This window comes from Bacillus sp. 1780r2a1 (genome assembly GCA_024134725.1).
Taxonomy (GTDB): domain Bacteria; phylum Bacillota; class Bacilli; order Bacillales; family Bacillaceae_H; genus Priestia; species Priestia aryabhattai_A.
In genome coordinates this window covers 1238980-1264605 of sequence record CP099863.1, presented here as the reverse complement: position 1 = coordinate 1264605, position 25626 = coordinate 1238980, and the positions used below count along the sequence as shown (strand labels likewise).

22 protein-coding genes, 1 pseudogene and 1 riboswitch are annotated in these 25626 nt (G+C 37.7%); of the genes and pseudogenes, 7 read left to right on the top strand and 16 right to left on the bottom strand.

Annotated elements, in window-relative coordinates; translation table 11 throughout:
- Positions 1-169 precede the first annotated feature (169 nt).
- Together nadE and NIZ91_06335 are read right to left on the bottom strand one after the other, a co-directional pair.
- Positions 170-997 carry an ammonia-dependent NAD(+) synthetase gene (gene nadE / locus NIZ91_06340; protein ID USY56267.1) on the bottom strand — a complete coding sequence of 276 codons (828 nt, stop codon included), beginning with the start codon at positions 995-997 and terminating at the stop codon, positions 170-172.
- Between the two features lie 33 nt (positions 998-1030).
- Positions 1031-2548 carry a nicotinate phosphoribosyltransferase gene (locus NIZ91_06335; protein USY57105.1) on the bottom strand — a complete coding sequence of 506 codons (1518 nt, stop codon included), beginning with the start codon at positions 2546-2548 and terminating at the stop codon, positions 1031-1033.
- Between the two features lie 218 nt (positions 2549-2766).
- On the opposite strand from NIZ91_06335, the gene NIZ91_06330 reads away from it, so the two are divergent.
- On the top strand, positions 2767-4536 hold the full coding sequence (locus NIZ91_06330) for a B12-binding domain-containing radical SAM protein (protein USY56266.1): 1770 nt from the start codon (positions 2767-2769) through the stop codon (positions 4534-4536).
- A gap of 40 nt (positions 4537-4576) precedes the next feature.
- On the opposite strand, the gene NIZ91_06325 is transcribed toward NIZ91_06330, so the two are convergent.
- The 6 genes from NIZ91_06325 to phaR all read right to left on the bottom strand — a co-directional run bounded on the left by NIZ91_06325 (position 4577) and on the right by phaR (position 9153).
- Entirely contained in the window at positions 4577-4750 is a 174-nt protein-coding gene (locus tag NIZ91_06325; protein ID USY56265.1) for a hypothetical protein, read from the bottom strand.
- Positions 4747-4908, bottom strand: coding sequence for a hypothetical protein (locus NIZ91_06320; GenBank protein ID USY56264.1), 162 nt, complete (start codon positions 4906-4908; stop codon positions 4747-4749). The genes NIZ91_06325 and NIZ91_06320 overlap by 4 nt, the downstream gene beginning before the upstream one ends.
- Before the next feature lie 101 nt (positions 4909-5009).
- Positions 5010-6365, bottom strand: a complete 1356-nt coding sequence (locus NIZ91_06315) for a TrkH family potassium uptake protein (protein ID USY56263.1) — start codon at positions 6363-6365, stop codon at positions 5010-5012.
- A 258-nt stretch (positions 6366-6623) separates the two neighbouring features.
- Positions 6624-7712, bottom strand: coding sequence for a class III poly(R)-hydroxyalkanoic acid synthase subunit PhaC (locus tag NIZ91_06310; GenBank protein USY56262.1), 1089 nt, complete (start codon positions 7710-7712; stop codon positions 6624-6626).
- An 85-nt stretch (positions 7713-7797) separates the two neighbouring features.
- A complete protein-coding gene (locus tag NIZ91_06305; protein USY56261.1) occupies positions 7798-8541 on the bottom strand; it encodes a 3-oxoacyl-ACP reductase in 744 nt (247 codons plus the stop codon).
- Between the two features lie 78 nt (positions 8542-8619).
- Positions 8620-9153 (bottom strand): polyhydroxyalkanoic acid synthase subunit PhaR, encoded by a 534-nt coding sequence (gene phaR, locus NIZ91_06300; protein USY56260.1) that lies wholly within the window; start codon positions 9151-9153, stop codon positions 8620-8622.
- A 442-nt stretch (positions 9154-9595) separates the two neighbouring features.
- On the opposite strand from phaR, the gene phaQ reads away from it, so the two are divergent.
- From phaQ to NIZ91_06285, 3 genes are all read left to right on the top strand, one after another.
- Positions 9596-9964, top strand: coding sequence for a poly-beta-hydroxybutyrate-responsive repressor (gene phaQ / locus NIZ91_06295; protein ID USY57104.1), 369 nt, complete (start codon positions 9596-9598; stop codon positions 9962-9964).
- Between the two features lie 172 nt (positions 9965-10136).
- A complete protein-coding gene (phaP, locus tag NIZ91_06290; protein ID USY56259.1) occupies positions 10137-10649 on the top strand; it encodes a polyhydroxyalkanoic acid inclusion protein PhaP in 513 nt (170 codons plus the stop codon).
- Positions 10650-10792: 143 nt separating this feature from the next.
- Positions 10793-10987: an alpha/beta-type small acid-soluble spore protein gene (locus NIZ91_06285; protein USY56258.1), complete on the top strand. Its 195-nt coding sequence runs from the start codon at positions 10793-10795 to the stop codon at positions 10985-10987.
- A 381-nt stretch (positions 10988-11368) separates the two neighbouring features.
- Here NIZ91_06285 and NIZ91_06280 read toward each other — a convergent pair whose 3' ends face one another.
- The 4 genes from NIZ91_06280 to NIZ91_06265 form a co-directional block, all read right to left on the bottom strand.
- Positions 11369-12181 (bottom strand): TerC family protein, encoded by an 813-nt coding sequence (locus tag NIZ91_06280; protein ID USY56257.1) that lies wholly within the window; start codon positions 12179-12181, stop codon positions 11369-11371.
- A gap of 100 nt (positions 12182-12281) precedes the next feature.
- A riboswitch (yybP-ykoY riboswitch) is annotated at positions 12282-12383 on the bottom strand.
- 70 nt (positions 12384-12453) lie between these two features.
- Positions 12454-15474, bottom strand: a complete 3021-nt coding sequence (locus NIZ91_06275; GenBank protein USY56256.1) for a PAS domain S-box protein — start codon at positions 15472-15474, stop codon at positions 12454-12456.
- Between the two features lie 90 nt (positions 15475-15564).
- A complete protein-coding gene (locus NIZ91_06270) occupies positions 15565-16317 on the bottom strand; it encodes a LytTR family DNA-binding domain-containing protein (GenBank protein ID USY56255.1) in 753 nt (250 codons plus the stop codon).
- Between the two features lie 334 nt (positions 16318-16651).
- On the bottom strand, positions 16652-18307 hold the full coding sequence (locus tag NIZ91_06265) for an alkaline phosphatase (GenBank protein USY56254.1): 1656 nt from the start codon (positions 18305-18307) through the stop codon (positions 16652-16654).
- A 236-nt stretch (positions 18308-18543) separates the two neighbouring features.
- Between NIZ91_06265 and NIZ91_06260 the strand changes: the two genes are divergently transcribed.
- Genes NIZ91_06260 through NIZ91_06250 form a run of 3 tightly spaced genes read left to right on the top strand, consistent with a single transcriptional unit; the run spans position 18544 to position 22317 of the window.
- Positions 18544-20055, top strand: a complete 1512-nt coding sequence (locus tag NIZ91_06260; GenBank protein ID USY56253.1) for a spore germination protein — start codon at positions 18544-18546, stop codon at positions 20053-20055.
- Positions 20056-20074: 19 nt separating this feature from the next.
- Complete coding sequence (locus tag NIZ91_06255) at positions 20075-21160, top strand: Ger(x)C family spore germination protein (protein ID USY56252.1); 1086 nt, start codon at positions 20075-20077, stop codon at positions 21158-21160.
- Between the two features lie 11 nt (positions 21161-21171).
- Positions 21172-22317, top strand: a complete 1146-nt coding sequence (locus NIZ91_06250) for a spore germination protein (GenBank protein USY56251.1) — start codon at positions 21172-21174, stop codon at positions 22315-22317.
- 13 nt (positions 22318-22330) lie between these two features.
- Here the strand turns inward: NIZ91_06250 and msrB are convergent, their stop codons facing one another.
- The 4 genes and pseudogenes from msrB to NIZ91_06230 form a co-directional block, all read right to left on the bottom strand.
- The gene (msrB, locus tag NIZ91_06245; protein USY57103.1) at positions 22331-22732 is read right to left on the bottom strand and encodes a peptide-methionine (R)-S-oxide reductase MsrB; all 402 of its coding nucleotides are present in this window, start codon (positions 22730-22732) and stop codon (positions 22331-22333) included.
- A gap of 36 nt (positions 22733-22768) precedes the next feature.
- Positions 22769-23239: pseudogene (gene msrA / locus NIZ91_06240) on the bottom strand (peptide-methionine (S)-S-oxide reductase MsrA).
- Positions 23240-23415: 176 nt separating this feature from the next.
- A complete protein-coding gene (locus tag NIZ91_06235) occupies positions 23416-25008 on the bottom strand; it encodes an MFS transporter (protein ID USY56250.1) in 1593 nt (530 codons plus the stop codon).
- 65 nt (positions 25009-25073) lie between these two features.
- The gene (locus NIZ91_06230; GenBank protein USY56249.1) at positions 25074-25514 is read right to left on the bottom strand and encodes a MarR family transcriptional regulator; all 441 of its coding nucleotides are present in this window, start codon (positions 25512-25514) and stop codon (positions 25074-25076) included.
- Between the last annotated feature and the right edge of the window lie 112 nt (positions 25515-25626).

Below are 25626 nucleotides of genomic sequence, written 5' to 3'. Positions count from 1 at the left end.
CCATTTAACGATTCCTAGGTAGATATGTGCATAGTCATTGATAGGCACATTAGTCACTAATACACTATTATTCTACAAATTTCTTTTTTCACCTTTAAAAAATAAATGAAAATCTTCCTAAAAAAGTCCGCTATGCGTATACCTGTACACATAGCGGACTTTTAAATACTTATTTCCAAAAGTCATCGAATACGGAAATTGGCAGGCTGCGTTTATGAGCCGTTTTAAAGAAATGATTCTCAATTTTCATACTTGCTTCTTCTCCAACTTCTTTACCTTCTAAATAATCATCTATTTGATTATATGTAACTCCTAATGCTTCTTCATCTGGCAGCTGCGGGCGATTTTCTTCTAAATCAGCTGTCGGCTGCTTTAAATATAAATGCTCAGGACAGCCTAATTCTTTTAACAGCTGTTTGCCTTGGCGCTTATTAAGACGGAAAATCGGCACTAAATCTGCCCCACCATCTCCAAATTTCGTAAAGAACCCAGTCACTGCCTCTGCAGAATGGTCGGTACCAAGTACAACTCCTTGATGCATGCCAGCAATCGTATACTGTGCAATCATACGTTCACGTGCTTTTACGTTCCCTTTATTAAAGTCAGAAACAGCTTCACCTGTTGCTTCTTCGACTGCTGTAATCATTGCATCCACAGCAGGCTTAATATTAACAGCAACCGAATGACTTGGTTGAATAAAAGCTAGCGCGTCTTGACAGTCTTGCTCATCCGCTTGTACACCGTACGGTAGACGCACCGCAATAAATTGATAAGTATCTTTCCCCGATTCTTTATTTAATTCTTCTACAGCCATTTGGGCAAGCTTACCTGTTAACGTGGAATCTTGTCCTCCTGAAATGCCTAGCACAAATGAACGTAAAAAAGAGTGTTTCTTCATATACTGCTTTAAAAAATCGACGCTTCTACGAATCTCTTCCTTTGGGTCGATAGCTGACTTTACTTTCATCTCATCAATGATGTATTGTTGCTTCGTCATATGGTCCTCTCCCTATCTTTAATTGTCTAATTGTTATACATGAGTTAATAGCTGAGACGCTCTAGAACGCGCTTCATTGATTTTATCCATCTTGTTGTTCCAACAATTTGTGCTAAGATCTACAGGATATTCAGTTGGTCGCAGCACTTCTTCATTGGATTTGGCAATCATTTTATAATCATCCCATAAATGATTAAGGTTTTGTAAGCAATACGCTCTCATCTCTTCCACTGACGGCTGTTTATATACTAGTTTCCCTGATTTAAAGATTTGCTGATGAATGTTACGCGCATGAAAATCTGTAACAAACTTGCTTACATGAGTATAAACAGGGTGAAACATTTTTAAGTGATGCTCATCATTTGGCTGCTCATTCTGCATGGCGATATAATCGCCTTCCCATTTCCCATTTACTTGATTAACAATACGATATACGTCCTTTAATCCAGGCGTTGATACCTTTTCAGGATTATCTGACAGCTTAATGGTATCGACAAGCTCCCCACTTTCGCCTTCAATTGATACAAGCTTATAAACTGCCCCAAGCGCAGGCTGGTCATATGAAGTAATTAGCTTTGTGCCAATACCCCAACCGTCAATTTTTGCTCCTTGCGCTTTTAAGTCCATGATGCTATGTTCATCTAAATCATTTGAAGCAAAGATACGCGCATTCGGAAAGCCTGCCTCATCTAGCATTCGTCGTGCTTCCTGAGATAAATACGGAAGCTTTCCACTATCTAAACGAATACCTACAAAATTAATGCGATCCCCCATCTCTTGAGCAACGCGAATTGCATTTGGAATTCCTGACTTGAGCGTATTGTACGTATCAACAAGGAAAATGCAGTTCTGATGAGATTCAGCATACTTTTTAAATGCAGTGTATTCATCACGGTACACTTGTACAAGCGCATGAGCATGAGTTCCAGAGATGGGAATGCCAAACACTTTTCCTGCTCGCACGTTGCTTGTTGCATCAAATCCTCCAATATAAGCTGCTCTCGCTCCATATAACGCTGCATCAAGCTCATGAGCTCTCCTTGCCCCAAATTCCATTAAGCGATTATCACTTTGCTCATACACCGCATCTTCTCCAGCTGCTAAGCGAATACGAGAAGCCTTAGTTGCAATTAACGGGTGAAAATTTAAAATGTTTAACAGTGGTGTTTCAATAAGCTGTGCTTCTCCTAACGGTGCATCCACTTGCAGAATAGGTTCATTCGCAAAAATCATTTCACCTTCTACGACGGATTTTACGTTACCCGTAAAACGAATTCCTTTTAAATAATCAATAAACTCATCTTCATAGTGCAACTCACTGGATAAATAGTCGAGATCACTTTCTGAAAATCGAAAATTCGCGATAAAGTCAATCATTCGTTCTAGTCCTGCAAAGACTGCGTAGCCATTATCAAAAGGCATTCGACGAAACGAAGCTTCAAATACAGACCTGCGTTTATGAATTCCATCTTTCCAATATGTATTGGCCATATTTAGCTCATACAAATCTGTATGTAAAGCTAAGCTATCGTCAGCATATCGCCTGCTCATCATTCGTACCCCCAACATTTTTTACAATTCCATTATATTTGTGTAAACCTCTTTACAATAGAGTAAGTATAATACATTCCCTCATTTAAATAAATAAACAGATACTAGAAAAGCTAATTTTCTAAAGAGGATTTCTTATCACTTTTATACTTTACCTGTTAAATGTGCTACAATAGTGAATTGGTTTAAGATTATGTTAAATAAAGGAGCCTTTTTACATGAACATTGTTGTCAGTACATTGAATGCCAAATACATTCACACATCTTTGGCCCTTCGATGTTTAAAAGCCTACGCAGAACCTGACTATCACGTTGAGATGGCTGAATATACGATTAAAGATCCAGCGATGAATATCGTGACGGATTTATATAAGCGCAATCCTGATATCATTGGATTCAGCTGCTATATTTGGAACATTGAAGAAACGATTACAGTCGCACAAATGTTAAAGAAAATTAACCCAAACCTAACAATCATTTTCGGTGGACCGGAAGTAACATATGATATTCCCTACTGGTTAGATCGCATCCCGGAAGCTGATTTCATTGTAATTGGTGAAGGAGAAGAAACGTTCAAGCAACTTTTAGATGAGCTTCATGGAAACCGTCAGTTTGAGAACGTAAGCGGCGTTGCGTTTAGACAAGATGGAAAACACGTAGTGAATCCCCAGCGCAACAAAATTGATCTTCGGGAAATGCCTTCACCTTTCCGCTTTGAAGAAGATCGTAGTTCTTTATCTAAGCGTGTTGTTTATATTGAAACAAGCCGTGGCTGTCCGTTTAGCTGTCAGTTCTGCTTATCTTCTATTGAAGTAGGCGTGCGCTACTTTGACCGTGAGAAAATCAAAGAAGACATTCGCTATCTAATGGATAACGGTGCTAAGACCATCAAATTTGTGGACCGCACGTTCAACATCAGCCGAAGCTATGCTATGGAAATGTTTCAGTTCTTAATTGATGAGCATAAACCTGGTACGGTGTTTCAATTTGAGATTACAGCGGACATCATGCGTCCAGAAGTTATTCAGTTTTTAAATGACCATGCACCAGCTGGACTGTTCCGCTTTGAAATTGGTGTTCAGTCAACAAACGATGCTGTAAACGAGCTTGTAAAGCGTAAGCAAAACTTCACAAAGCTTACTCGTACTGTGACCATGGTTAAAGATGGCGGTAAGATTGATCAGCACTTAGACTTAATTGCAGGCCTTCCTGATGAAGACTACCATTCGTTTAAAAATACATTTAATGACGTATTTGCTCTGCGTCCAGAAGAGCTTCAGCTCGGGTTCTTAAAGATGCTTCGCGGGACAGGTTTACGCCTTAGTGCACAGCGCTACAACTATCAGTTTATGGATCAGTCGCCATATGAAATCTTAAGTAATAACGTTCTGCCGTTTTCTGATGTTGTGCGTATTAAGCACGTTGAGGATATCTTAGAGAAATTCTGGAATGATCACCGTATGGATGAAACAATTGAGTTTCTTGTGGAGAATTGTTACGAAACGCCATTTGATTTCTTCCAAAACTTTGGTACATTTTGGGATGAGATGGGCTGGGCACGTATTGGACATCAACTTGAAGATTTATTTAAACGCTTAAAACAATATATTGAAACGGAAAACTTTGAGAATGAAGCAATCATTGAAGGCTTTATGAAGATTGACTATTTATTTAATCAAAAACATAAACCTCGTAAGCCTTGGTGGGATGATAAGTTAGATAAGCAAGTTCGCTCTCATTACTATCAGCAAATGCTTGCAAACCCGACCGTATTAGGCGATGATTTTGTTCATGAAAACCTAACGGAAAAGGAACTTTACAAGCATACCGTTCTTGAGCTTCTTCCATTTGACTACGCATACTACAAAAACACTGGAAAAGTTGTAGAAAAGCAGTCGTTAGTTTTGTTCTACTATGACCAAAAGGCAAACGAAACGAAGTTGTTTACCGCTCCCGTTGAAGCCTTTGATTTACCAGTAGTAAGCTAATTAAAAAAAGACCTCGATATGCATATCGAGGTCTTTTTTTTTAACAGTTCTTTTTTTGCTTTTTCTTATGTTTCTTTTCAGCTTTTGCAATTTCAGCCATCTCTAAGAGCTTAGCTGCGTTTGGATCACCCATTTCAGGTCCAAACTCCTCTTGTAAAAGCTGTGTTTGCTTTTCTTTGGAATGGGCAAGGTGTCTATGATCTTTTTTCGTCATTTGCTTTGTCCTTGCTTTCCATGCTTTGAATTACGATTTGCTGCTTTATATGTGTCTTCTTTGCCATATTCAGCTGAAAATTCTGTATCAGGTAAGCTTTCTTTTGGCGTTTGATTATTTTTTTGTGCTGGATTATGCGCTACTTTGCGTTTTGCCATTGTAATAACCTCCTCATAAGATTATAAGCATTTGCTCTATACTAGCTTGTGCAAGTGCATAGATCTTATGAGCAGTAAAACCTGTTAAAACGCACAATAAATTACCCAATAATAATGCGTTCTTTAGGATAATGATAATCCGGTTCTGTTTTTGGACGACGAAGCATTAGAATAAATACAAGCATTCCAATCCGACCGATAAACATTAGAATAATAATAAGTATTTTTCCTATATCTGATAAACCACTCGTAATTCCCATTGATAATCCCGTCGTTCCAAATGCTGAACATACTTCAAAAATAATTTCTGTTAAAGAAAATGGCTCTGTGATTGTTAAAGTGATAACAGAGATGGAACAGATAATAATAGCGAACATAGAAACAGCTACAGATTTAGTAATGTCATCTTCATGAATTTCTCGTCTAAAAATCTTAATTGTTTTACTTCCTCTTGCATAATAAAATAAAAATAAAATGTTTAGAGCAAACGTAGTCGTCCGAATCCCTCCACCAACGGAGCTTGGAGATGCTCCAATAAACATCATGGCACTCATAATTAGCAACGTCGGTAACGTAAATTCACTAACATCCATCGTGGCTACTCCACCACTTCTGGTTGCTGCTGATTGAAAGAAGGCATAGAAGAATGCTTCATGCCAAGACTTACCTTCCATAAATGCATTGTGTTCTAAAAGTAAAATTAACAAAGTGCCAACAGCTAATAACGCTAAGAACATAATAGACGTTAATTTGGCAAAAAGAGAAAATTGAAACTTACGCTTTTCTTTCCTTTTTAAGAAAAAGTGCTTTACTTCAATTAGAACCGGAAATCCAATTGCGCCTAGCGTAATTAAGAGTACCGTTACGACTTGAACAAAATAGTCGTTAGCATAAGGAACAAAAGACGCTCCTGTTATATCAAATCCAGCGTTTGTTGTTGCGCTTACAGATGCAAAAAAGCCATGTAAAAATGCTTCTTTCCAATCTAAATAATATTGATGAAAGTGAATCGTTAATACTAAGGCTCCAATTGCTTCAATGGCAAAAATAAGCAGTAGTACATTTCTCATTAAATTAACGAGTCCAGATAGCTTGGATTGATTATGGTCCATCATAATCAATTGACGTTCTTTCAAACCAATTTTCTTTCCGATTAAAAGCCAAATAAATGTACTCAGTGTCATAACACCAATTCCACCTATTTGAAAAATAAATGCTAAAACAAAATATCCAAATGTGCTAAACGTCTCGGCTGTTGAAACAGGTGTGAGGCCTGTTACGCTTACAGCGCTAACAGCAATAAATAAACGGTTAATTAAATCTAATTCCATTCCTGGCTTTAGTGCTGCTGGAATGCTTAAAAGTAAAAAACCAACCGTCACTGCCGTCAAATAAAAGCTGACAATAATTTGTGCTGAGGACATTTGCCTAATTCGGTGTTTCCAATTTCGACGCATGATAGACATTCCTTTTTTTATAATACATAATAGCTTTCCCTTATTTTTAAATATTTCTTCCTTATGTATGATTTTCTTTTTTATTAAAAGAAGAGATAGCTTTATTTAGTATAAAAGAACAAACGACCGTTGTCATTACCAAACGGAAATTTCAGTATATAAAGTTCTTTTTCTCACTAATAATAAAAGCTGCACGTGCAAGAAAACCACCACACGTACAGCCTTTATGTTAATTATATTTTGCTTATTAAAAAACGCTTATTTTGAACGCTTCTGTAGCCAATCACCGATTGTTGGGTATGTTTCTTTTACTGCTTTTGGGCCAAATACAACCGAAACGTGCCCTGTTTGAAGAAGCTTGTATTCTTTATCTTTGCTCGAAACAGCATCCATTAGCGCAGCCACTTGATGCGGCATTGCAATATGGTCTCGGCTTGCAGCGATATTAAGAATATTAGCCTTAATATTCTTTAGATCAACCTTTTGTCCACGAATTTCTAACTCGCCGTTAATGAGCTTATTTTGCTGATAAAAATCTCGAATCCATTGACGATATGCTTCGCCAGGAAATGGAATGCCATCTGCTACCCACTTTTGCATAAGCTTCCAGCTTTCAACAAAACGCTGGTTTTCTGAACGGTCAACTAGCGTTACGTAAGGACCGTAGAAATTCGTAATTGGTTTTAGCATTTTATTACCAAAATCAATCATTTCAGGTGGAATATTACCTAGCGTGTCAACAGCTTTATCTAAGTTAAAGTAGCGTTCATCTAGAAATGCGCCGTATAAACCAGTGTCTGAAAAATCAAACGGGCTTGTCATAAAGATCAAGTTTTTAATTGGTAATTCATCATGTAATGCTGCAAACGCTGCTGTCATCGTACCGCCCATACAATAACCTAACACAGATAAATTAGGTGCTTTTGAATGACGCAGCACTTTTTTTGCAGCGCGCGGAATGTAATCCATAATGTAGTCATCCAATTTCATGCCGCTATCTTCTACGCCAGGTGTACCCCAGTCTAACAGATACACATCAAAACCACGCTCTAGTAAATATTCCACTAGGCTATTGCCAGGTGTTAAGTCAAGAATATATGGCTTATTAATAAGAGCATATACAAGTAAAATTGGCGTTTTGTGCAATCTATCTTGAGTTGGAGTATAACGATACAGCTTCGCTTTATTCTTTTTCCAAATTACTTCCTTTGGCGTTAACCCTACTTCTGGCTCTGCTTCCGTTGTGACAATTTCATAAGCACGCTTAAAGCGTCGAGCTGAGCTTTTATATTCGCTAGGCATTGATTTGATTAACTTTTCCCATTCTTGGATATATGGAGTTGCCATGAAAACATCCACCTTTCTTTTTAATCATGAACGAAAAAGCACAGCCCCGACAAAACGTCAGGGCTACTTTTATATGAAATAACAATTACATGTATAAGCCACCGTTAATGTTTAGTTGTTGACCTGTAATATAAGCTCCGTCTTTAACTAAGTACACAACGCCACGTGCAATTTCGTTTACTTGACCAAAGCGGCGCTTTGGAATTTTCGCAACGATATTAGCACGTACTTCTTCTGGAATTGCCATTACCATTTCAGTCTCAATAAAGCCAGGGCAAATAGCGTTAACCGTTACGTTTGTTTTTGCTAACTCAAGTGCCAGCGACTTTGTAAAGCCTACCATACCAGCTTTTGCAGCTGCGTAGTTTGTTTGTCCAAATCCACCTGCTTGACCGATAATAGATGAAATGTTGATGATGCGGCCTGCTTCTGCTTCTACTAAGTCACCTAAAGCAGCAGAAGTTGTGTTATACACACTATGTAAATTAACATCGATTACTTTCTTCCAATCTTCTTCTCCAAGCTTTTTGAAAGAACGGTCGCGCGTAATACCAGCGTTATTTACTAAGATATCAAGCTGGCCAAACGCTGCTTTTGTTTCTTCAACAAGGTGTTTAGCTTGATCTGCATATGATACGTCTGCTTGAATAGCAATTGCTGAACCGCCATTTTCTCTAATTTCATTGACAATAGCTTCTGCAGATTCTTTACTACTGTTATAGTTTACAGCTACCTTAACACCTTGTGATGCTAATTCACGTGTAATAGCCGCTCCAATTCCTTTAGAGCCACCTGTTACGATTGCTACTTTACCTTGTAATTCTGTCATCAAAAATTCCCCCTGGTCTCATCAATTGTAATTGTTCTACATAAACAGTAGTATGATGTGTTTACTTGTCCCCTTGTCTTACTTTTGAGCCTGTTGCTCACTTTGTTTCTCTGCTTTTACTTGGTCTAAAAGCTCTGCTTTTAGCTGTTCACCTTGTTCTTTAATTTGTTCTTGAATTAACTCTTGAAGCACGGTTTGCGTGTCTTGCTGCTCTTCAAGCAGTGATAATACCTTATCTAGCTTTTTGTCTAATGACTTCACATCTGACTTCAGCTTAGTTACTTCACGCTTGAAAGCTGGGCTATCTTGCTTGTCTTCAAGATCATCGAAACGATCTTCTAACGCCTCTACTTTTTCCTCTACGTTAATGACAAGTGTAGCTACGTTTGCTACGTCTTCTTTTGTTGGAATGTTTACTTGTTGGAAATAGCGCCCTGTTACTTCGTTAATAGCTTGTTGATACTGAAGGTTCATGTTCAGAACGTTTCCCATCATTTGAGAGAACTCTTCTCTGTTCATGTTGTCTCCAATCACTTTTCCCCAGTAAGATTCAGTTTTGTCATATACGTCTTTCCATGCTTGAAACGGATCTAACATCTTTTGCTGTTCCAATTTTCCATCTCCTTTCCACGTAATTAAAAGTGATGGCTTTCAATATGTTCATGGCGAAAACGCCTGTGTACATATTAGGAAGCACGAAGTAAACGCAATCATTATCATCAATAAGAACGCTTACTATTGTTTGATTTGTTTTCTACTTGCGCCAACAAAATGTAAAAGTGTTAAAAATATCTTACGTATACTATTATAGAGTTGTTTGATATGATAAACAATTCCCAATCTTTGATGATTTTTGAAAAGTTTTGACAGAAATTGTCGAAACTCTTGGTTTTTTTGTCGTTTTCTAAAAAAAACCAAGGGAATGATTGACTTTTATCTCACCTAGGTGTAAATTACACATATAGAGACAAATTACCAAAAAGGGGTGATTAACTTGAGTACAAGTAAAGAAGATAACGCCTCTGCTTCAAACTCCGCTAATCTTGAAAAATCGATTAGTGGTGCACCAAAAAACTTTATGATTCCTTTTTTATTACTGAGCCTTCGGGGTTGGAATTTACATGGTTATAAGCTAATTCAGCAGCTGATGAGTTTCGGCTTTACATCAGTCGATCAAGGGAACGTATATCGTACCTTAAGACAGCTTGAAAAAGATAATCTCATTACTTCACAGTGGGATACATCTGCTGAAGGGCCAGCTCGACGTATCTATTCGTTAACGGAAGCTGGCGAGCAATACTTAACGATGTGGGCTTCATCATTAGAGCAATATCAAAATATGCTGGATTCATTCTTTTCTATGTATACTGACATGTTTTTCCCATTCAGCTCAAGTACAAAAAAAGATGAGAATCAAAAGTAATTTTACATGTACAAAAGGAGTCACGTAGTTTGACGCTACGTTTCCTTATATAAAAATAACGGCTATTTCGCGAGCTAGCTGAAATGTTAAGCCTTACATCTACGACAAACATCTCTAACGTTTCATAAATCTATTCTGTTCGCAAGCCAATCAACCGAGGAGGAATTTGATTATGGCAACAGTAAAGTATGAAACAGTAATCGATGCAATGTGGGATCAATGGACAAAAGGACTAGAAAACATCGCTGAAGGAAATAAACAAGTTGAGCTATGGACGTTAAAAACTTTAGAGCAACAACAAGAGTTTGTGTCAAAAGCCGTTGAACAACTTCAAGAAGTTGATAAGCAATGGAAGGCTGAGCTTGAAAATCTTCAGCAAAGAACTGTTGAAAACTTACGCAGAACTGCAGGCAATGCAGTGGCAGACTCATACGAAGAGTGGACAAATCGTATGAGTGAAGCATTAAGCAAGCTACAATCATTATCTGTAAACCAAAGCAAAACTGGTTATACAATGGTGAAACAAGCTCAAGAGCAATACCACCAAGTTATTACACAGCTACTAGAAGAGCAAAAGAAAACGCGTGAAGAGCTTCAACAAGTATCTGATGCATACGTAGAGCAAGTAAAATCTCTACAAAAGTCATTTGCTCAATCAGTTGACCAATATGCAGTTGTAAAATAAAACAAAAAGCCTAACTTCTTCTGAAGTTGGGCTTTTTTTTATCTCCTTCAAACCATTACCAGTATGCTAATAAACCAAGAGTACATACTACGATTACAACGATGATTATTCGTTGAACTTTAACAAAAGGAGAGAATGAAACCATGGCTAAATCAAATAAATTGTTAGTTCCTGGCGTGGGACAATTTTTAGATCAATACAAAGCAGAAATTGCTCAAGAGTTTGGAGTAACGTTAGGTTCTGATACGGTTGCTCGTAGCAACGGATCAGTTGGTGGCGAAATTACAAAACGTCTAGTACAACAAGCTCAAGCTCATTTAAGCGGGCAACACAAATAATTTTAACAACTTCATAATATGGCTAAAAGCAGGTGTTTTAGGCACCTGCTTTTCTAATGCAAAAAAACTGAAACAAAACGCAATGTTTTTTTCCAAAAGACCCATTATCACTTTTCTAAAGTAATCAGGTTTTTATGACCAGTTCGTTCCATTGCGCTCCAAAAATTCGCTTTCCATGGGAAGGATTCTGAGCCTCTTCGCTACGAGAGGCCTCAGTCTTTCCTCTGTTTTCCCCGGAAGTTATGTGTCTTACGCTGCACTCCACTAATCGTCTAAAATGAATTTCCTAATTAGAAAAAAATCCGAACTATAAAAGAGTCGTTAACTCCCAATAGTTCGGATTGATTATGACCTGAAACACTTATGTCGCAGCCTCTTTTATTATTGATGATCTACTTTTTTCAACGCATCCTGTGCATCATCTGAACCTTCAATTTCACTCTGGTTTTTACCCTTGGATAAGAACCAACCGCCAACAGCAATTGCAATTAGTACGATCCAGAAGAAAAGCTTCCATCCTTTTGATTCTGGGAAATGCTCATCAATAATTGCTAATTCAGGGTGAGCAAGCGTATAGACTGCTAATTTGACCCCTACCCAACCAACAATTAAGAAAGCAGCTGTTTCTAAGCCTGGTCGTTGATTTAATAATTTCACAAACCACGTTGCTGCAAAACGCATAATGATTAATCCAATTAATCCACCTGCAAAAATAACGGCGAACTGTCCACCATCTAATCCACCAATTTTAGGTAGTGGCGTATTAGGAAGCGTGACGGCTAGAGCAACCGCTGCAAGAATTGAATCAACTGCAAACGCAATGTCTGCTAACTCTACTTTTAAAACAGTCATCCAAAAACCTGAACCCTTTTTTTCCTTTGTAACTGTTTCATCATGTTTTGACTTTTTCAAATAGCGTTTTACGAGATGATTTATTGCAATAAACAATAAGTACACTGCTCCGATTGCCTGCACTTGCCAAACATCTACTAAGAATGAGATTGCAAATAGTGAACCAAAGCGGAAAATAAATGCTCCCGCTAACCCGTAAAACAATGCTTTTTTACGCTGCTCTTCCGGTAAGTGCTTTACCATAATCGCCATTACAAGCGCATTATCAGCAGCTAAAATTCCTTCTAAGGCGATGAGAACAAGCAGCACCCACCCATATTCTAATAACAATGATGCATCCATAAACATTCTCCTCTCTTTTCTCTCTCTTACTAATCTTTTTCCCTAATTCGGCAAAGAAAACACAAAAAGACCTTTGCCAAATATGGCAAAGGTCTTGCTAAGCATAAATAAATTCGTTATGCCAACAAAGCCGATGGATACAATCCATGGAATGACGACTTTGTTTCAGGTTTCCCTGACGCTACTCCCCTTTACTCCTTAGATGAAGTAAGTGTATTAAGTTATTATCATAATACGTAACTTTTTCCAACTTGTCAATGAAAAACAGTTATTTATTTCTTTACATTCAGTATACGTGCTAACTTGTGTAAAAATGTCTCAATATGAATAGGTTTGGTAATATACTCTTCAATCCCCATACTTACTGCTTTTTCAACATCACCCTGTAGGGCATTAGCGGTAACTGCGATCACAGGTATGTCTTTTAACTGATCTTGGCTTTTGATTACTTTTACTACTTCTTCACCTGATATATCTGGTAAGTTCATATCAAGTAAAATTACCTTTGGATGTATCGTTTGGATAGCTTCAATTCCTTGACGTCCATTTTTTGCAATAAATAGCTCAACGTTGTTATAAGGAGCTAGTACTGACTGCATGAGTTCAATATTCTCATCGTAATCTTCGATATACAGCACGCTAGCCTTCTCTATGGAAGCTATGCTTTGTAACACTGACTTCTCTTTTATTGAAGGGCTCTTGTCAGAAGCTTTTACAACGGGAAATTGAACCCAAAACGTACTACCTATTCCTTCTACACTTTCTACTCCATATGTTCCGTCCATAATTAGCACCAGTTGTTTAACTAGTGATAAGCCGATACCTGTTCCGTCAATCATAACAGATTTGGAGCGATAAAAAGGTTTGAAAATATCTTGAATTTCTGATGATGAAATGCCGATGCCTTCATCTTCTACATAAATCGTTACAACATGCTCATCAGACTTGAAAGCCAATTTAATACTCCCATAAGGCTTAGAATAGCGAACTGCGTTAGTGAGCAAATTAAGCAGGATTTGCTGTAAGCGCAGATTATCTCCATACACGTATACATCTGGCTGCTGTTGTAAAAGCGTCAGGTTCATATTATGCTCTAAGGCAATAGGATGCATTGTTTTATAAGCCTCTTCTAATACCTGCTGAACAGGTAGCGACTCCATATTTAATGAAACGTGCCCACCTTCAATTTTAGACAAGTCCATTGTTTCATTAATTAAATTTAACAAATGCTGACTTGCCCTCATAATTTTTTGAACATGCCCTGTTTGTATAGGAGGCAATTCCTGATCACCTAAAATTTGCGTATAGCCCATAATACTATTGAGGGGTGTTCTTAGCTCATGACTCACTTTTGACAAAAATTCGGTTTTAGTTTGGTTGGCTTTTTCCGCTTCTTCTTTTGCAACCACCAATCGCTTATTTATTTGCAACAGTTCTACTTCTTGCTGTCGCTGCTTAGTAATATCTTTAAATGTTACTACAACGCCCTCATGGTATTCATTATCAGACAAACGCTGCGCATTAATTGAAAGCCAAATAAGCTTATGAGGTGTCACCCATATTCCCATTACAACGTTTTCAACTGCCTTTCCAGTTTTTAAACATCGTACAGATGGAATATCCTCCTTTTGAAAGATTTCACCATTTGGGTGAATCATTCTCCATGCTAAATTCATTGTGTTTATTTGATAAAATTCATCATAACTCATCCCTAAGATACTTGCTGCATGTTCATTCGCCGCAACAATATCTCCCTCACAATTATGAAACACAACTCCTTCTGTCATAGTAGAAAGCACGGATCTATACATAGCTTCACTTCTTTCAAGCTGTACTTGTGCACGATGCAAATTGGTAATATCAATCATGTTACCAATTATTTCAACAACTTGATCGCCCTTTATAACGGGTGTGAGTGTTTCATAATACGGAATCCCTCTGAAAAATCCTTCATATGATAGTGCCTGGCCATTCCATACTTTTTCATATAGGTTATGCTTTTCTTGTAGCTGTTTTCCCTCTAAAAACATGTCTATTGCTTTGCCTACCATCTCATCAGTATCCAAGCCGAATCCCTTTTTCAATTTTCCTTCAGACATGGTATATAGAAACTTACCATTTACTTTTTTTAGCTTAAAAATGACCCCATCATGCTGGTTCATTGTTAATGCTAATTCACTTTGTAAAGTACACAATGCTTCTTGAGCGACTTTTCTTTCTGTAATATCTTTTAAAATCACATATATACCGTGGCTTTCACCGTTTACGATAATGGGCATTTGAGTAACTTCTACATAAATATTTTCTCCATTTTGCTTAATCAACGTTGCGTCATAATGAACAGACGTTCCATCGAGCGATTGTTGAAAAAAGTGTTGAATTCGCTCTGCATCATCAGGTGGAAAAAGCATCAGAAAAGGTAAGTGTTCCATTTCATGCATAGCATACCCAGTGACGTCTTTTCCCTTTGTGTTCATTACGTTAATAAATCCATTAACACTAATAGAGCATACGATATCTGGATTATAGTTAAATAGTGAACGGTACGATGCTTCTTTTATCATATTTGTGTGCGACTCAGCATGTTTTTTATAAGCTGCAATTAACAAAAATAAAATAAGAATTGTAAGGGTAACACTTGCCACCAACCCGGCAAACGGTTCTTGGTATGGCAAAAACTGCCCCCATCGCCTAATAATAAACGTACCTTCCTTTAATGAATAACCCGCTAAGTGAATGTAATGCATAGCTGCAAGTCCACAGCCCGTAACGATTGAGCTCATTACCTTCATCATTTGGTTTTGTTCCAACGTTTTCACATAAAACCAAGCATGAACAATATACGCACCTAGCACAAATGAAATAGTGGCACTGAGCAAGCTGGCCCATGGTTGAACTTGAAGTGCTATGTTGCTTTTTAATGAAAAAAGAAGTATATAGTGCGTCATCAAAAGTGTTATGCCGATTAATATACCTGAAATGATGGACATTTTTTTTATCATGTATAACCAAGAGGATAATAAGCTTCCTAGAAAGGCTACTAATAATGAAGCAATTAATATCCACATATTAATTTGAAACGTGATAGGCGTATAGTAAGAGAGTAAGCCAATAACTTGTACCGCCCACACACCTAACCCAAAGGACAAAGCTGACATCAATACCCATTTTTTTTGAGGACGTGGTGAGCTACTGCTTCTCTCAATTAAATCTAAGGCTGTATAGGCAGATAAAATGCCTACTACTATTGCCAGCAAAACGGTAAATAAATTGTAATTCCCTTCCAGAGTCATTCTCTCCTCTCTCATAAGCAAGACGTAAAAACAGACGAACCGTTTCAAAGGCTCGCCTGCTGTTACGTGCAAGTGTATTTAATTCAACTGTTAATTGACCATTAGATCATGGAGCTGCTTTTGCACTTCTTGAATTTTCAATTTCGAGATATGAGCATATTCATCAAAATTCAAAAAGTAGACTAGGTACGTTTCATTTCTAGGAGTAATATGAGAGACCTTTTCCAGATTAACAATATAAGATCGATGCGTTTGGCTAAAAACGTTTGGATCTAAATACATATAAATATCACTGATGTTTTCATATGTTTCATATGTTCTCAACTGTGTGAATATTAAACATTTCTTTCCTGATTTTTCAATAAAAACAATCTCGTTAATTGGTATATAGTAAGTAGATCCGTTAAATTTAACAGGTAATCGCTTTGCTCTTGATTTAGTTGAATTGTCTTTTTCTTGTTTAGCAAGCGTTTTTTTAGCGCGCTCTAATGCTACATATAACCGTTGCTTTTCAATCGGTTTAACAATATAGTCAAGAGCAGATAATTCGAAAGCTTCAACCGCAAACTGATCATACCCTGTTATAAAGATAAAGCGTAAATCTGGTTTAATCTTCAAACATTCTTTCACAGCTTCTAATCCGCTCATGCTCGGCATATTAATATCTACCAAAATAAGCTCTGGACTTTGTACCATTACTTGCTGAATTAACTCTTCACCATCCCTGCAAGAGCCAATGAGATCAAAGCCAGGTACCTGAGAAATAAAATATTCTAAGATTTCAATTGAATCTATATTATCATCTGCAATTAATACTTTCACAAACGTCGCTCCTTCTAACATTCTTTCTAATCCTTTTACATTATCTATTCCGTTAAATTAAAAACAAAAATGAACATTTATGCTAAGGAGAAAAACCTCGCTAGTTTCTCTCAAATTTAGTAAGTATTTGGATATCAAAAGTGTAGCATATAACCGTAACAACATATATATGAGAAATGAACTAATCAATTCATACACCAAGTCTATCATACTACACTTCTTCCACTTATGCATAAAGGAATGCCTAAAAACCGTATTTTTATATAGGTCTTTTTAACTATTAACAAGAGATGAAACAAAAACAAATAAGCCCACCAGAAGAATTCACTTCCGGTGAGCTATATATTTCAAACGCTTATTTCCCTTTTTTCACAATATCTTCTGCTTGTTTTGATACGAAGAAGCGACCGTTTTTATCTTGCACGACCACGCTATTCATTTCAATTTCTTTCCCATCCACAATCGCAATATTTTTGTTAACAGGAAACTCTACCGTACGCTTGTTTGATTTTACAACTAATACAGGGTTTTGTGGATCTTGTTTATTTACTGTTACGTTAGCACCTTTAAATGCTTTTGTAGCTTCAATAAACAGCTCATCTGTTAGTTTATCTAAGTCGAAATTCATTGCTTTTGCCATATGCTTAGCAAGATCAGTATTATCGTAATGCCCCACAGGACGATCTACTCCGTATGAATACAAGAACATGTCTTCACCCGTATGACCACCTGTCGTAAAGCCTAGGTTTGCACGATTTGCCAGCAGTTTAGATAATGTTACTCCAATTGCATTTTTATCTTTCGCTGCATCTAACTGTTTCTTTTCATCATCCGTTAAGTTGTCTAGACCGTATAAAGCAGCCACTTCTTCTTTGTTTGATAAGTCTTTATTTAGAGAGCTCATTGCACCTTCTAACGTCATTTTCGCTTTTTTCAACGGGTCAATGTACGCTGAAACAGGCGTTGTATCATAGTTTTTATCTGTATTTTTACTTCCGATTGAAATACCGCTATTACCGTGATCTGATACAACAATAACCATTGTATTTTTATCTTTTTTCGCAAACTCGACTGCTTTCCCTACTGCGTTATCAAAAGCTAACACGTCGCTTACCATTCCAACAGGATCGTTTGCATGTGCCGCCCAGTCTGGCTTACTGCCTTCAACGAATAAGAAAAATCCATCCTTGTCCTTTGAAAGCGTAGTAAGTGCTTTATCCGTCATTTCTGAAATTGTCGGCTCTTGAGGCTTTGTTTGTTTACGGTCCATTTCGTAAGCAAGCGCTGAATCTGAGAATGAACCCCAAATTTTATCTGATTTTGATTTTAATAACTCATCGCGATTTTCTACAAAATCATAGCCCTTTTCGTCAATTACTTCAACTAAGTTTTCACCGTCTTTACGATTTTTACTACCTTCTCCTGTGACAAGTGATTGCTTACCACCACCGAGTACAACGTCTATGCCTTGGTATACTTGCTGCTCACCTAGTACATCAAAGTTATTACGATCGTGATGATGGGCTGAAAAACCAGCTGGCGTTGCGTGTTGAATTTCAGAAGTTGCTACAATTCCTGTTGCTTTTCCAGATAGCTTTGCTCCTTCTAGAACATTTGCTACTGGGCGGTACTTGTCTTCTTCTTTTATTTGTTCAACACCAGGTGTTGTGACAAGTGAAGGAAGCACTCCTACATATCCAGAGTTAGATTTATTACCAGTAGCCAATGCTGTTCCTGCTGGTGCTGAATCCGTAATTGCTGATTCAGCTGAATAAGCGCGAACCCCTCCAGCCATTAACTGATCCATATGTAGAGGTGCACCTTTATACCATCTTGCTAATGTTGTTGTGCTTGAGCTTGTTCCGTCCGTTACCATCATAATAACGTTTTTTGGTTTTTTCTCCTGCTGTTTTGGCCCCTTCGCTTCAGTTTCCATTAATGCATTTCCTAATCCAAAAGAACCGAGTGCTACAGCACCAGCAAGCGTTGCCCCTAATAATTTCTTTTTCATTTCATCGTGCTCCCTTCGTATCGCTCTTTTTTCTACATGCTTAAATCTAACAATTTTTTGTAAATGCACTTTTATGGCAATGTAAAGATTCGTTAAAATCGCGTAAATACCTGTTTACAAGCCCATAAACCCTACAAATGCACTAATCCTTCAGAAGAAAAGTTTCATCGCATAAAAAGGAAATACATGAACAAACTACCAATAACAGATGAGGACTGATGATAAGGAGCATACTTATGTTCAAGAGTTTATTTAAAAAGAGAAATGCTGATCAACAACCACAGAAAACTCTGGATGAAATTATTGAGCAATTTAGTAAATCCAGTGATTTTACAACGCTCGCTATTGGAGCTCAGCATAAGAAATACGTCATTACGTACTTTAAACAGCTCGTCCAGATGCAAAGCGTTGAAGATAAAATTATAAAGCCTATTCAGCTCATTGACTTTACGTTAACAAACGTCAACGAAGTCGAAAACGTATTACCGATTGAAGATATCTCTATCACTAAAGATACTCAAGAAATTTTAGAAAAAATGCTTCGCGGATACGTTATGTTTCAACTTCATACAAACGACAGAGAAGTTGCTTTAATTAAGGTTCAAAGTTTTGATACAGGATTTCGCACAGAGAATGAAACTGAAAATGAATTTAGCGTCGTAGGTCCAAAGCTCGGATTTGTAGAAGATCTTGATGTTAATTTATATCTCATGCGAAAAACCTTGATTTCTGAACATTTAGTGTTCAAAGAGATTACGGTCGGGCAAAAGTCCAAAACACGGGTAGTAATTGTTTACCTAGAAAACGTAACGAATCCCCAGCACGTGGATACCATGACACAGCGTTTAGAATCTCTTGACTTTGACGTAATCTTTGACAGCACCATGCTCGAGCAGCTCATTTCAGATAATTCAAATACACCATTTCCTTTGTTTCTAACAACCGAGAGAGTAGACCGCGTATTGTTTACCTTGCTAAATGGCCAAGTGGCCTTTTTCTCAAGCGGTTCTCCTTACGCAGTGACGGGACCATCCACGCTGCTTGATTTTTTTATTTCACCTGAAGACTATTATTTACCGTGGGTGCTAGGCTCATTCTTTCGCTTAATTCGAATGTTTGGCGTATTCTTTTCTATCTTTGCAACGCCGCTATATGTTGCCGTTGTTACCTATCATTATGAAATGTTGCCAAAGGATTTACTGGGACCGATTATTTTTTCACGAACGAATGTCCCTTTCCCCCCTGTGGTAGAAGTATTATTTTTAGAAATTACTATTGAACTGCTTAGAGAAGCAGGAGCAAGACTACCTTCTAAGGTTGGTCAAACGCTTGGGATTGTTGGGGGAATTGTTATTGGGCAAGCAACCGTTGAAGCTGCTTTAACGAGTAACGTCTTACTCATCATTGTTTCTTTAACTGCACTCGCATCGTTTACAACCCCAATTTTTAAAATGTCTAATACGATTCGACTTTTGCGCTTCCCTTTTGTACTGTTTGCAGCCTTGTATGGACTTGTCGGTATTATTTTTGGCTTTTGTTACCTAATTGTTCACCTACTTCGTTTACAGTCTCTTGGTATGCCTTATTTGGTTCCCGTCTATCCATTTCGAGCAAAAAGCCAACGTGATACGTTCCTTAGACTTCCATATAGCAAAACAGCAAAGCGCCCTGGATACTTAAGACCTTTAAGCTGGTTCCGCTACAATCCTGAAAAATCAAAAAAGAAACAAAATCTAGACCGAGAGTAACCAAGGAGGATATACAACAATGAAAAAATTAATAGTTATAGCTTGTTGTAGTCTCTTTCTAATCAGCTGTGCCGACCGCGAAATAATTGATGAAATCCAAGTCGTGAATGCGATTGGATACGATTACGATGAGGACAAAGACAAAATTCGAGGAACCGTTTTATACCCTATCTTTAAATATGGACCAACGGAGGAACCAAGCATCATTGCAGCCAAAGGCGATAGCTCTTTTGATATCCCTCTTCACCTAAACGTTAAGTCTTCGCTTCCTTTGGCATTTGGCCAGTTGCGTAGCGTCATAATTGGTGAAGACTATGCCAAACATGGAATGCGAGATTTAGTCAATACGCTCGCTCGAAATCCCGACTTAGGACGTACCATTAAAGTAGCCATCACAGACGGTAATGCACATGAAATGTTAAGCTCTGTTACGCGAAAGAAAATTAAGGATTATCAGTTTATCTCAAATTTAATTGACCAGAATATTGAAACTGAAAACCTACCACTAACTAACTTACAAACGTTTTTATTTAGTTTTTTTAGCGATGACCGTGATCCTTTTTTACCGCTGTTATCCCAAGAAAAAGATGCAATCAAATTAGAAGGAATTGCATTGTTTAAAAATGAAAAATACATTTCTTCAATTGATATGAAAGAGACCTTTTTACTGAAGCTACTCTTGGATGGGACAAAACACGGTCGTTATACAATGGATATTAAGCACGAGGGACATTCAGGAGAAGTCATTTTGGAAAATCTCCGAACTAAAACAAAGTATACATTAAAAGGGAACCGCCAGAACCCTACCATTGTTGTACATTTACACATTGATGGCCTTGTAAAAGAGTTTCCACAGTGGCTCAGTTTAACAACACCCTCTAATATCAATATGCTTGAAGAAAAGTTAACCTCAAACTTAGAGAAGGATAGCAATAATCTAATTAAAAAGCTTCAAAAATTAGGCGTTGACCCAATTTGCTTTACAGATTACGTTCGCAGCCGTACGCGCAACTTTAACAGCCAACGCTTTAGAGAAAACTATTCAAATATGGATATCCATGTAAAAGCGCATGTAAATTTAGTTCAAACAGGTATCAGTCAATAGGAGGGAGCAAAGTGGAAAACAACGTGAAAGAACAATTTCAAGTCTCTCCGTCCTTTCTGTTCTTTTTAATTCATTCTGTTCAAGTAGGGGTTGGACTACTAGGGTTTCAAAGATACATCGTGAAAGGTGCCGGACATGACGCTTGGATTTCAGTCATTGCCTCTGGCTTAGCCGTTTCTATTCTGTTTTGGATGTGCTTTTATGTACTAAAACGTGAAAATACGGATGTCATCGAAATCCACCGCCTGTATTTCGGAAAATGGATTGGCAATCTCTTTAATATCATTTTATGCCTATACTTTTTCTCTTTTGCAATCACAATTTATCGAACATATATTGAAGTTTTACAGGTCTGGATGTTCCCGCAGCTAACCACTTGGAGTATTTCACTGATCTATCTTCCCCTGATTTATTACATTATTTCAGGTGGTTTTCGCGTCATTACAGGTATTGCATTCTTTGGGGTGATTCTTCCATTACCTTTATTTTTTTCATTATTTTATCCACTGTCGTTAGGTGAAGTAAACAATATCTTACCGATTTTAGATCATAGCTTTGGTGAGTTGTTTACTTCTTTTAAAACAATGACGTTTAGCTACTTGGGGTTTGAATCGATTTTATTTTTTTATCCCTACATTAAAAATGGACCCTCTAGTTACAAGTGGGGGCAAGCTGGCCTTTTATTTACAACAATTCTCTATACATTTTTAACAATTGTAACATTTGTTTATTTTAGTCAAGGGCAGCTTTTAAAAACGATTTGGCCGACGCTTACAATGGCTAAAATAATCGAGATTCCCTTTATCCAACGATTTGAATACATCGTAATTTCGTTATGGCTTCTTGTTGTTTTACCAGCAATTTGTACAACCTTATGGTGCAGCGTTCGAGGGATGAGACGGACGTTTCGCGGAAAATCTACTATTTACTTATTAGCTTTTATGATAATTCTATTAGCTTTTTCAATTTTCTTTGACAATCGAAAAAACATAGATATTTTAAATAACACCGTTTCCCAAATAGGAACATACGTTATTTATCTTTACATTCCTTTTCTATTTATTTTCAGCATTATTCGTTCAAAAATAAAAGGAAGCAAACGAACACCTGAACCACGGCAAGAACCTCAAAAAAAGAGTGAGTCACCTTCATCGTGACCCACTCTTTTTATTAGTTGAATAGCGCTACATACTCACCGTATCCCTCTTCTTCCAGCTTATCTTTAGGGACAAATCGAAGAGCCGCTGAGTTGATGCAGTAGCGTAATCCTCCAGCTTCTGTCGGACCATCTTCAAAAACATGGCCTAAATGTGAATTTGCAGCTTTGCTCCGCACTTCCGTACGAACCATATTATGACTAACATCCATATTTTCCTTTACTTCTTCCTTGTTAATAGGCTTGGTAAAGGAAGGCCATCCGCACCCCGCGTCATATTTATCTCGTGAGCTAAAGAGTGGTTCTCCAGAAACAATGTCTACATAGATTCCTTCTTCTGTATGATTCCAGAATTCATTTCGAAATGGAGGTTCGGTTGCATCGTTTTGTGTTACCTCGTATTGAATTGGCGTCAAGCGTTTTTTCAACTCTTCATCTCGACCGGTATCTTTCCAGTTCTCTTTAATAAACCGATCGCGTCCGGAACCTCGACGGTACATTGAATAGCGAAATTTATTCTTTTTGTAGTAATCTTGATGATACTCTTCCGCTTCATAAAACGGCTTTGCAGGTAAAATTTGAGTTACGATAGGGCTTGAAAAACGGCCGCTCTTTTCTAGCTGTTGCTTTGAAGCTTCGGCTAGCTGCTTTTGCTCATCGGTATGATAAAAGATAGCCGTACGATAAGAGTCTCCGCGGTCAGCAAATTGCCCTCCTGGATCGGTTGGATCAATTTGAGGCCAGTAAAGCTCCAATAATTTTTCATATGAAAACACTTGGGGATCAAACGTAATTTGAACCGCTTCATAGTGCCCTGTTGTTTCTGAACATACTTCTTTATACGTTGGATTTTCAGTATGGCCTCCAGTGTAGCCCGATACGACTTTCAGAATGCCTGGCTGTTCGTCAAACGGCTTTACCATGCACCAAAAGCAGCCTCCAGCAAACGTGGCTAATTGATGGTTAGATTGTGTCAACGAGAAGACCTCCTCTTAAGTATTTATGTTTATTATACGACTGATTAATTAAGACACCAACTATCTTGCTTCAACGACTATTATGTACAGAAAAAAAGGAAGCTATGAAGCTTCCTCTTCGGTTATCCTGCTTTATTTTCATGTCCTTCGTTTTCTTTTTCATCTGTGCGCTGACTCATTCGAAGCGGAATAGCTTTAATAAAGAACGTTAGAACTACACCCGTCACAACAATAAAACCAGCAGTTAGATAAACACCTGTTAGTGAATAGCTTAATGTTTCACGAAGAATAGATACAAAGCCATCAAATGCTTGTTGCATAGATGCCGGTACCTGCTTTTGAATTTCTGCTAAACGCGCAGGGTCCATTAGTACCTGTGGATCTAACCCCTGAAGCTTGGAAGCTAATTCAGGAGGTACAGATGCTCCGCTTACTTCTTCTGTCATGTGACTAGACATACGTGAGTTCATCATTGTTCCCATAATCGCAACTCCAACGGTACCACCAAGCTGACGGAACAATTGACTAGATGCTGTTGCTACACCTAGATAGCGCTGTTCAACAGCATTTTGAATAATTAGCGTAAACACTGGGAAGCTCATTCCTAATCCTAAACCAACTAGAATATTGTTAATGATTACATTTGTTGACGTTGAATCTTGATTCATTGCTGAAAGTGAGAACATTCCAGCTGACATGATGGCTAAACCAATGATTGCTAACCCTTTATACTTACCTGTTTTCGTAATATACTGTCCGCCGAGCGTACTTGCAAGTACCATTGCAAGCGTCATTGGCATCATAATTAACCCAGACGCCGTTGCAGAACGACCAATAACACCTTGAATGAAGAACGGAATGTACATCGCTGCTCCAAACATTCCAGCACCTAAGATAAATCCAACAACGTTTGATAGCGTAAAGATATTGTTACGGAATAAGTGCAGCGGTAGTACCGGACTTTTTGCTTTTCGTTCAACCATAATGAAAACAGCTAGTGAAACAATTGTTCCAATAAATAAGCTAATGATTGGTGTTGACACCCAATCATACTTAGAACCAGCCCATGAGAACGCTAATAGTAGCGGTACAATTGTTGTTGTTAAGAATAGTGAACCGGCATAGTCGACCTTTTCACCTTCTCGTTTTTCAACACTTGGAAACAGCATCCAAATTAAAACAAATGCAACGATACCAAACGGTAAGAATACCCAGAAAACCCAGTGCCAGTTTGCATTATCAACAATCCAACCTCCAAGCGTTGGACCAAATACGCTGGCTAAACCAAATACTGAGCTTAGTAACCCTTGCCAACGACCGCGCTCACGCGGCGTAAATAAATCTCCAACTGCTGTAAATGCAGTCGACATAATTAAACCTCCACCAAGACCTTGAACAGCGCGGAAGATAATTAATTGAATCATCGTGTTTGAAAATCCTGCACATAGTGAACCGATAATGAAAATACCGATTCCTGTTAAAATAAACGGCTTACGCCCGTAAATATCTGAAAGTTTCCCTACTAGAATAGCTGTAATACTGGAAGCTAACATAAAGCTTGTAAATACCCAGCTATAATATTCAATTCCCTGTAGCTCAGCAATAATACGTGGCAATGCAGTACCTACAATCGTTTGGTTTACGGCTGTAAACAGCATTGCTGACATAATTGCAATCATAATGGCTACTTTTTTTCGATGTTCTAAATGTTCCATATGTCTACTCCTTTCGGCAACCAAATAATTCACCTAGTGAATCATTTTTATGGCATACGTATCTCTTAGTTTGACTGTCGTTCCGAAGAACGATCAATTTTTTGAAATAATGTGTTCATAATTTGAATTTCCTCATTTGTAAAATCGTTAAACCGCTCAAAAAAGTACGCTCTTTTTTTTGCTTCAATTTCCTCAAATATAGCATGCCCTTTTTCAGTAATGACAATTTCAACAATTCTTCGATCCGCCTCTGACTTCTTTCGTTCCACGTACCCTTTAGATAAAAGCAAATCCGTCAAAGCTGTAATGTGACTAGCTGATACCTGTAGGTGCTTTGAAATATCGGTTGATTTTTGAGGACCTCCATTTCTTAACATGCGAAGAATCATAAAGGCATTAGTTGATAACTCCGAATCAAATACGCTGTTAATTTCTTGTCGAAGCTGACGAAATACGCTGCGGAACAACAACTCCATTTCATGGAGAAGCTCATGACGTTCTTTCACTACGCACGCTCCTTTCTTTATTGTTATATGATTAAAAAGTTAATAAAATATTTATTTCACTTAGTTAACTAAAATAGTTTTATCAAATAAACATGCATATCGTCAAGATAAA

Coding starts and splice junctions, on each gene's coding strand:
- NIZ91_06335 (USY57105.1), bottom strand. CDS start 2,548: ATGAGCAGGCGATATGCTGACGATAGCTTAGCTTTACATACAGATTTG.
- NIZ91_06260 (USY56253.1), top strand. CDS start 18,544: ATGTTCAAGAGTTTATTTAAAAAGAGAAATGCTGATCAACAACCACAG.
- NIZ91_06270 (USY56255.1), bottom strand. CDS start 16,317: ATGTTAGAAGGAGCGACGTTTGTGAAAGTATTAATTGCAGATGATAAT.
- NIZ91_06330 (USY56266.1), top strand. CDS start 2,767: ATGAACATTGTTGTCAGTACATTGAATGCCAAATACATTCACACATCT.
- NIZ91_06265 (USY56254.1), bottom strand. CDS start 18,307: ATGAAAAAGAAATTATTAGGGGCAACGCTTGCTGGTGCTGTAGCACTC.
- NIZ91_06285 (USY56258.1), top strand. CDS start 10,793: ATGGCTAAATCAAATAAATTGTTAGTTCCTGGCGTGGGACAATTTTTA.
- NIZ91_06310 (USY56262.1), bottom strand. CDS start 7,712: ATGGCAACTCCATATATCCAAGAATGGGAAAAGTTAATCAAATCAATG.
- nadE (USY56267.1), bottom strand. CDS start 997: ATGACGAAGCAACAATACATCATTGATGAGATGAAAGTAAAGTCAGCT.
- NIZ91_06325 (USY56265.1), bottom strand. CDS start 4,750: ATGACGAAAAAAGATCATAGACACCTTGCCCATTCCAAAGAAAAGCAA.
- NIZ91_06280 (USY56257.1), bottom strand. CDS start 12,181: ATGGATGCATCATTGTTATTAGAATATGGGTGGGTGCTGCTTGTTCTC.
- NIZ91_06235 (USY56250.1), bottom strand. CDS start 25,008: ATGGAACATTTAGAACATCGAAAAAAAGTAGCCATTATGATTGCAATT.
- NIZ91_06315 (USY56263.1), bottom strand. CDS start 6,365: ATGCGTCGAAATTGGAAACACCGAATTAGGCAAATGTCCTCAGCACAA.
- NIZ91_06255 (USY56252.1), top strand. CDS start 20,075: ATGAAAAAATTAATAGTTATAGCTTGTTGTAGTCTCTTTCTAATCAGC.
- NIZ91_06305 (USY56261.1), bottom strand. CDS start 8,541: ATGACAGAATTACAAGGTAAAGTAGCAATCGTAACAGGTGGCTCTAAA.
- NIZ91_06320 (USY56264.1), bottom strand. CDS start 4,908: ATGGCAAAACGCAAAGTAGCGCATAATCCAGCACAAAAAAATAATCAA.
- phaP (USY56259.1), top strand. CDS start 10,137: ATGGCAACAGTAAAGTATGAAACAGTAATCGATGCAATGTGGGATCAA.
- NIZ91_06275 (USY56256.1), bottom strand. CDS start 15,474: ATGACTCTGGAAGGGAATTACAATTTATTTACCGTTTTGCTGGCAATA.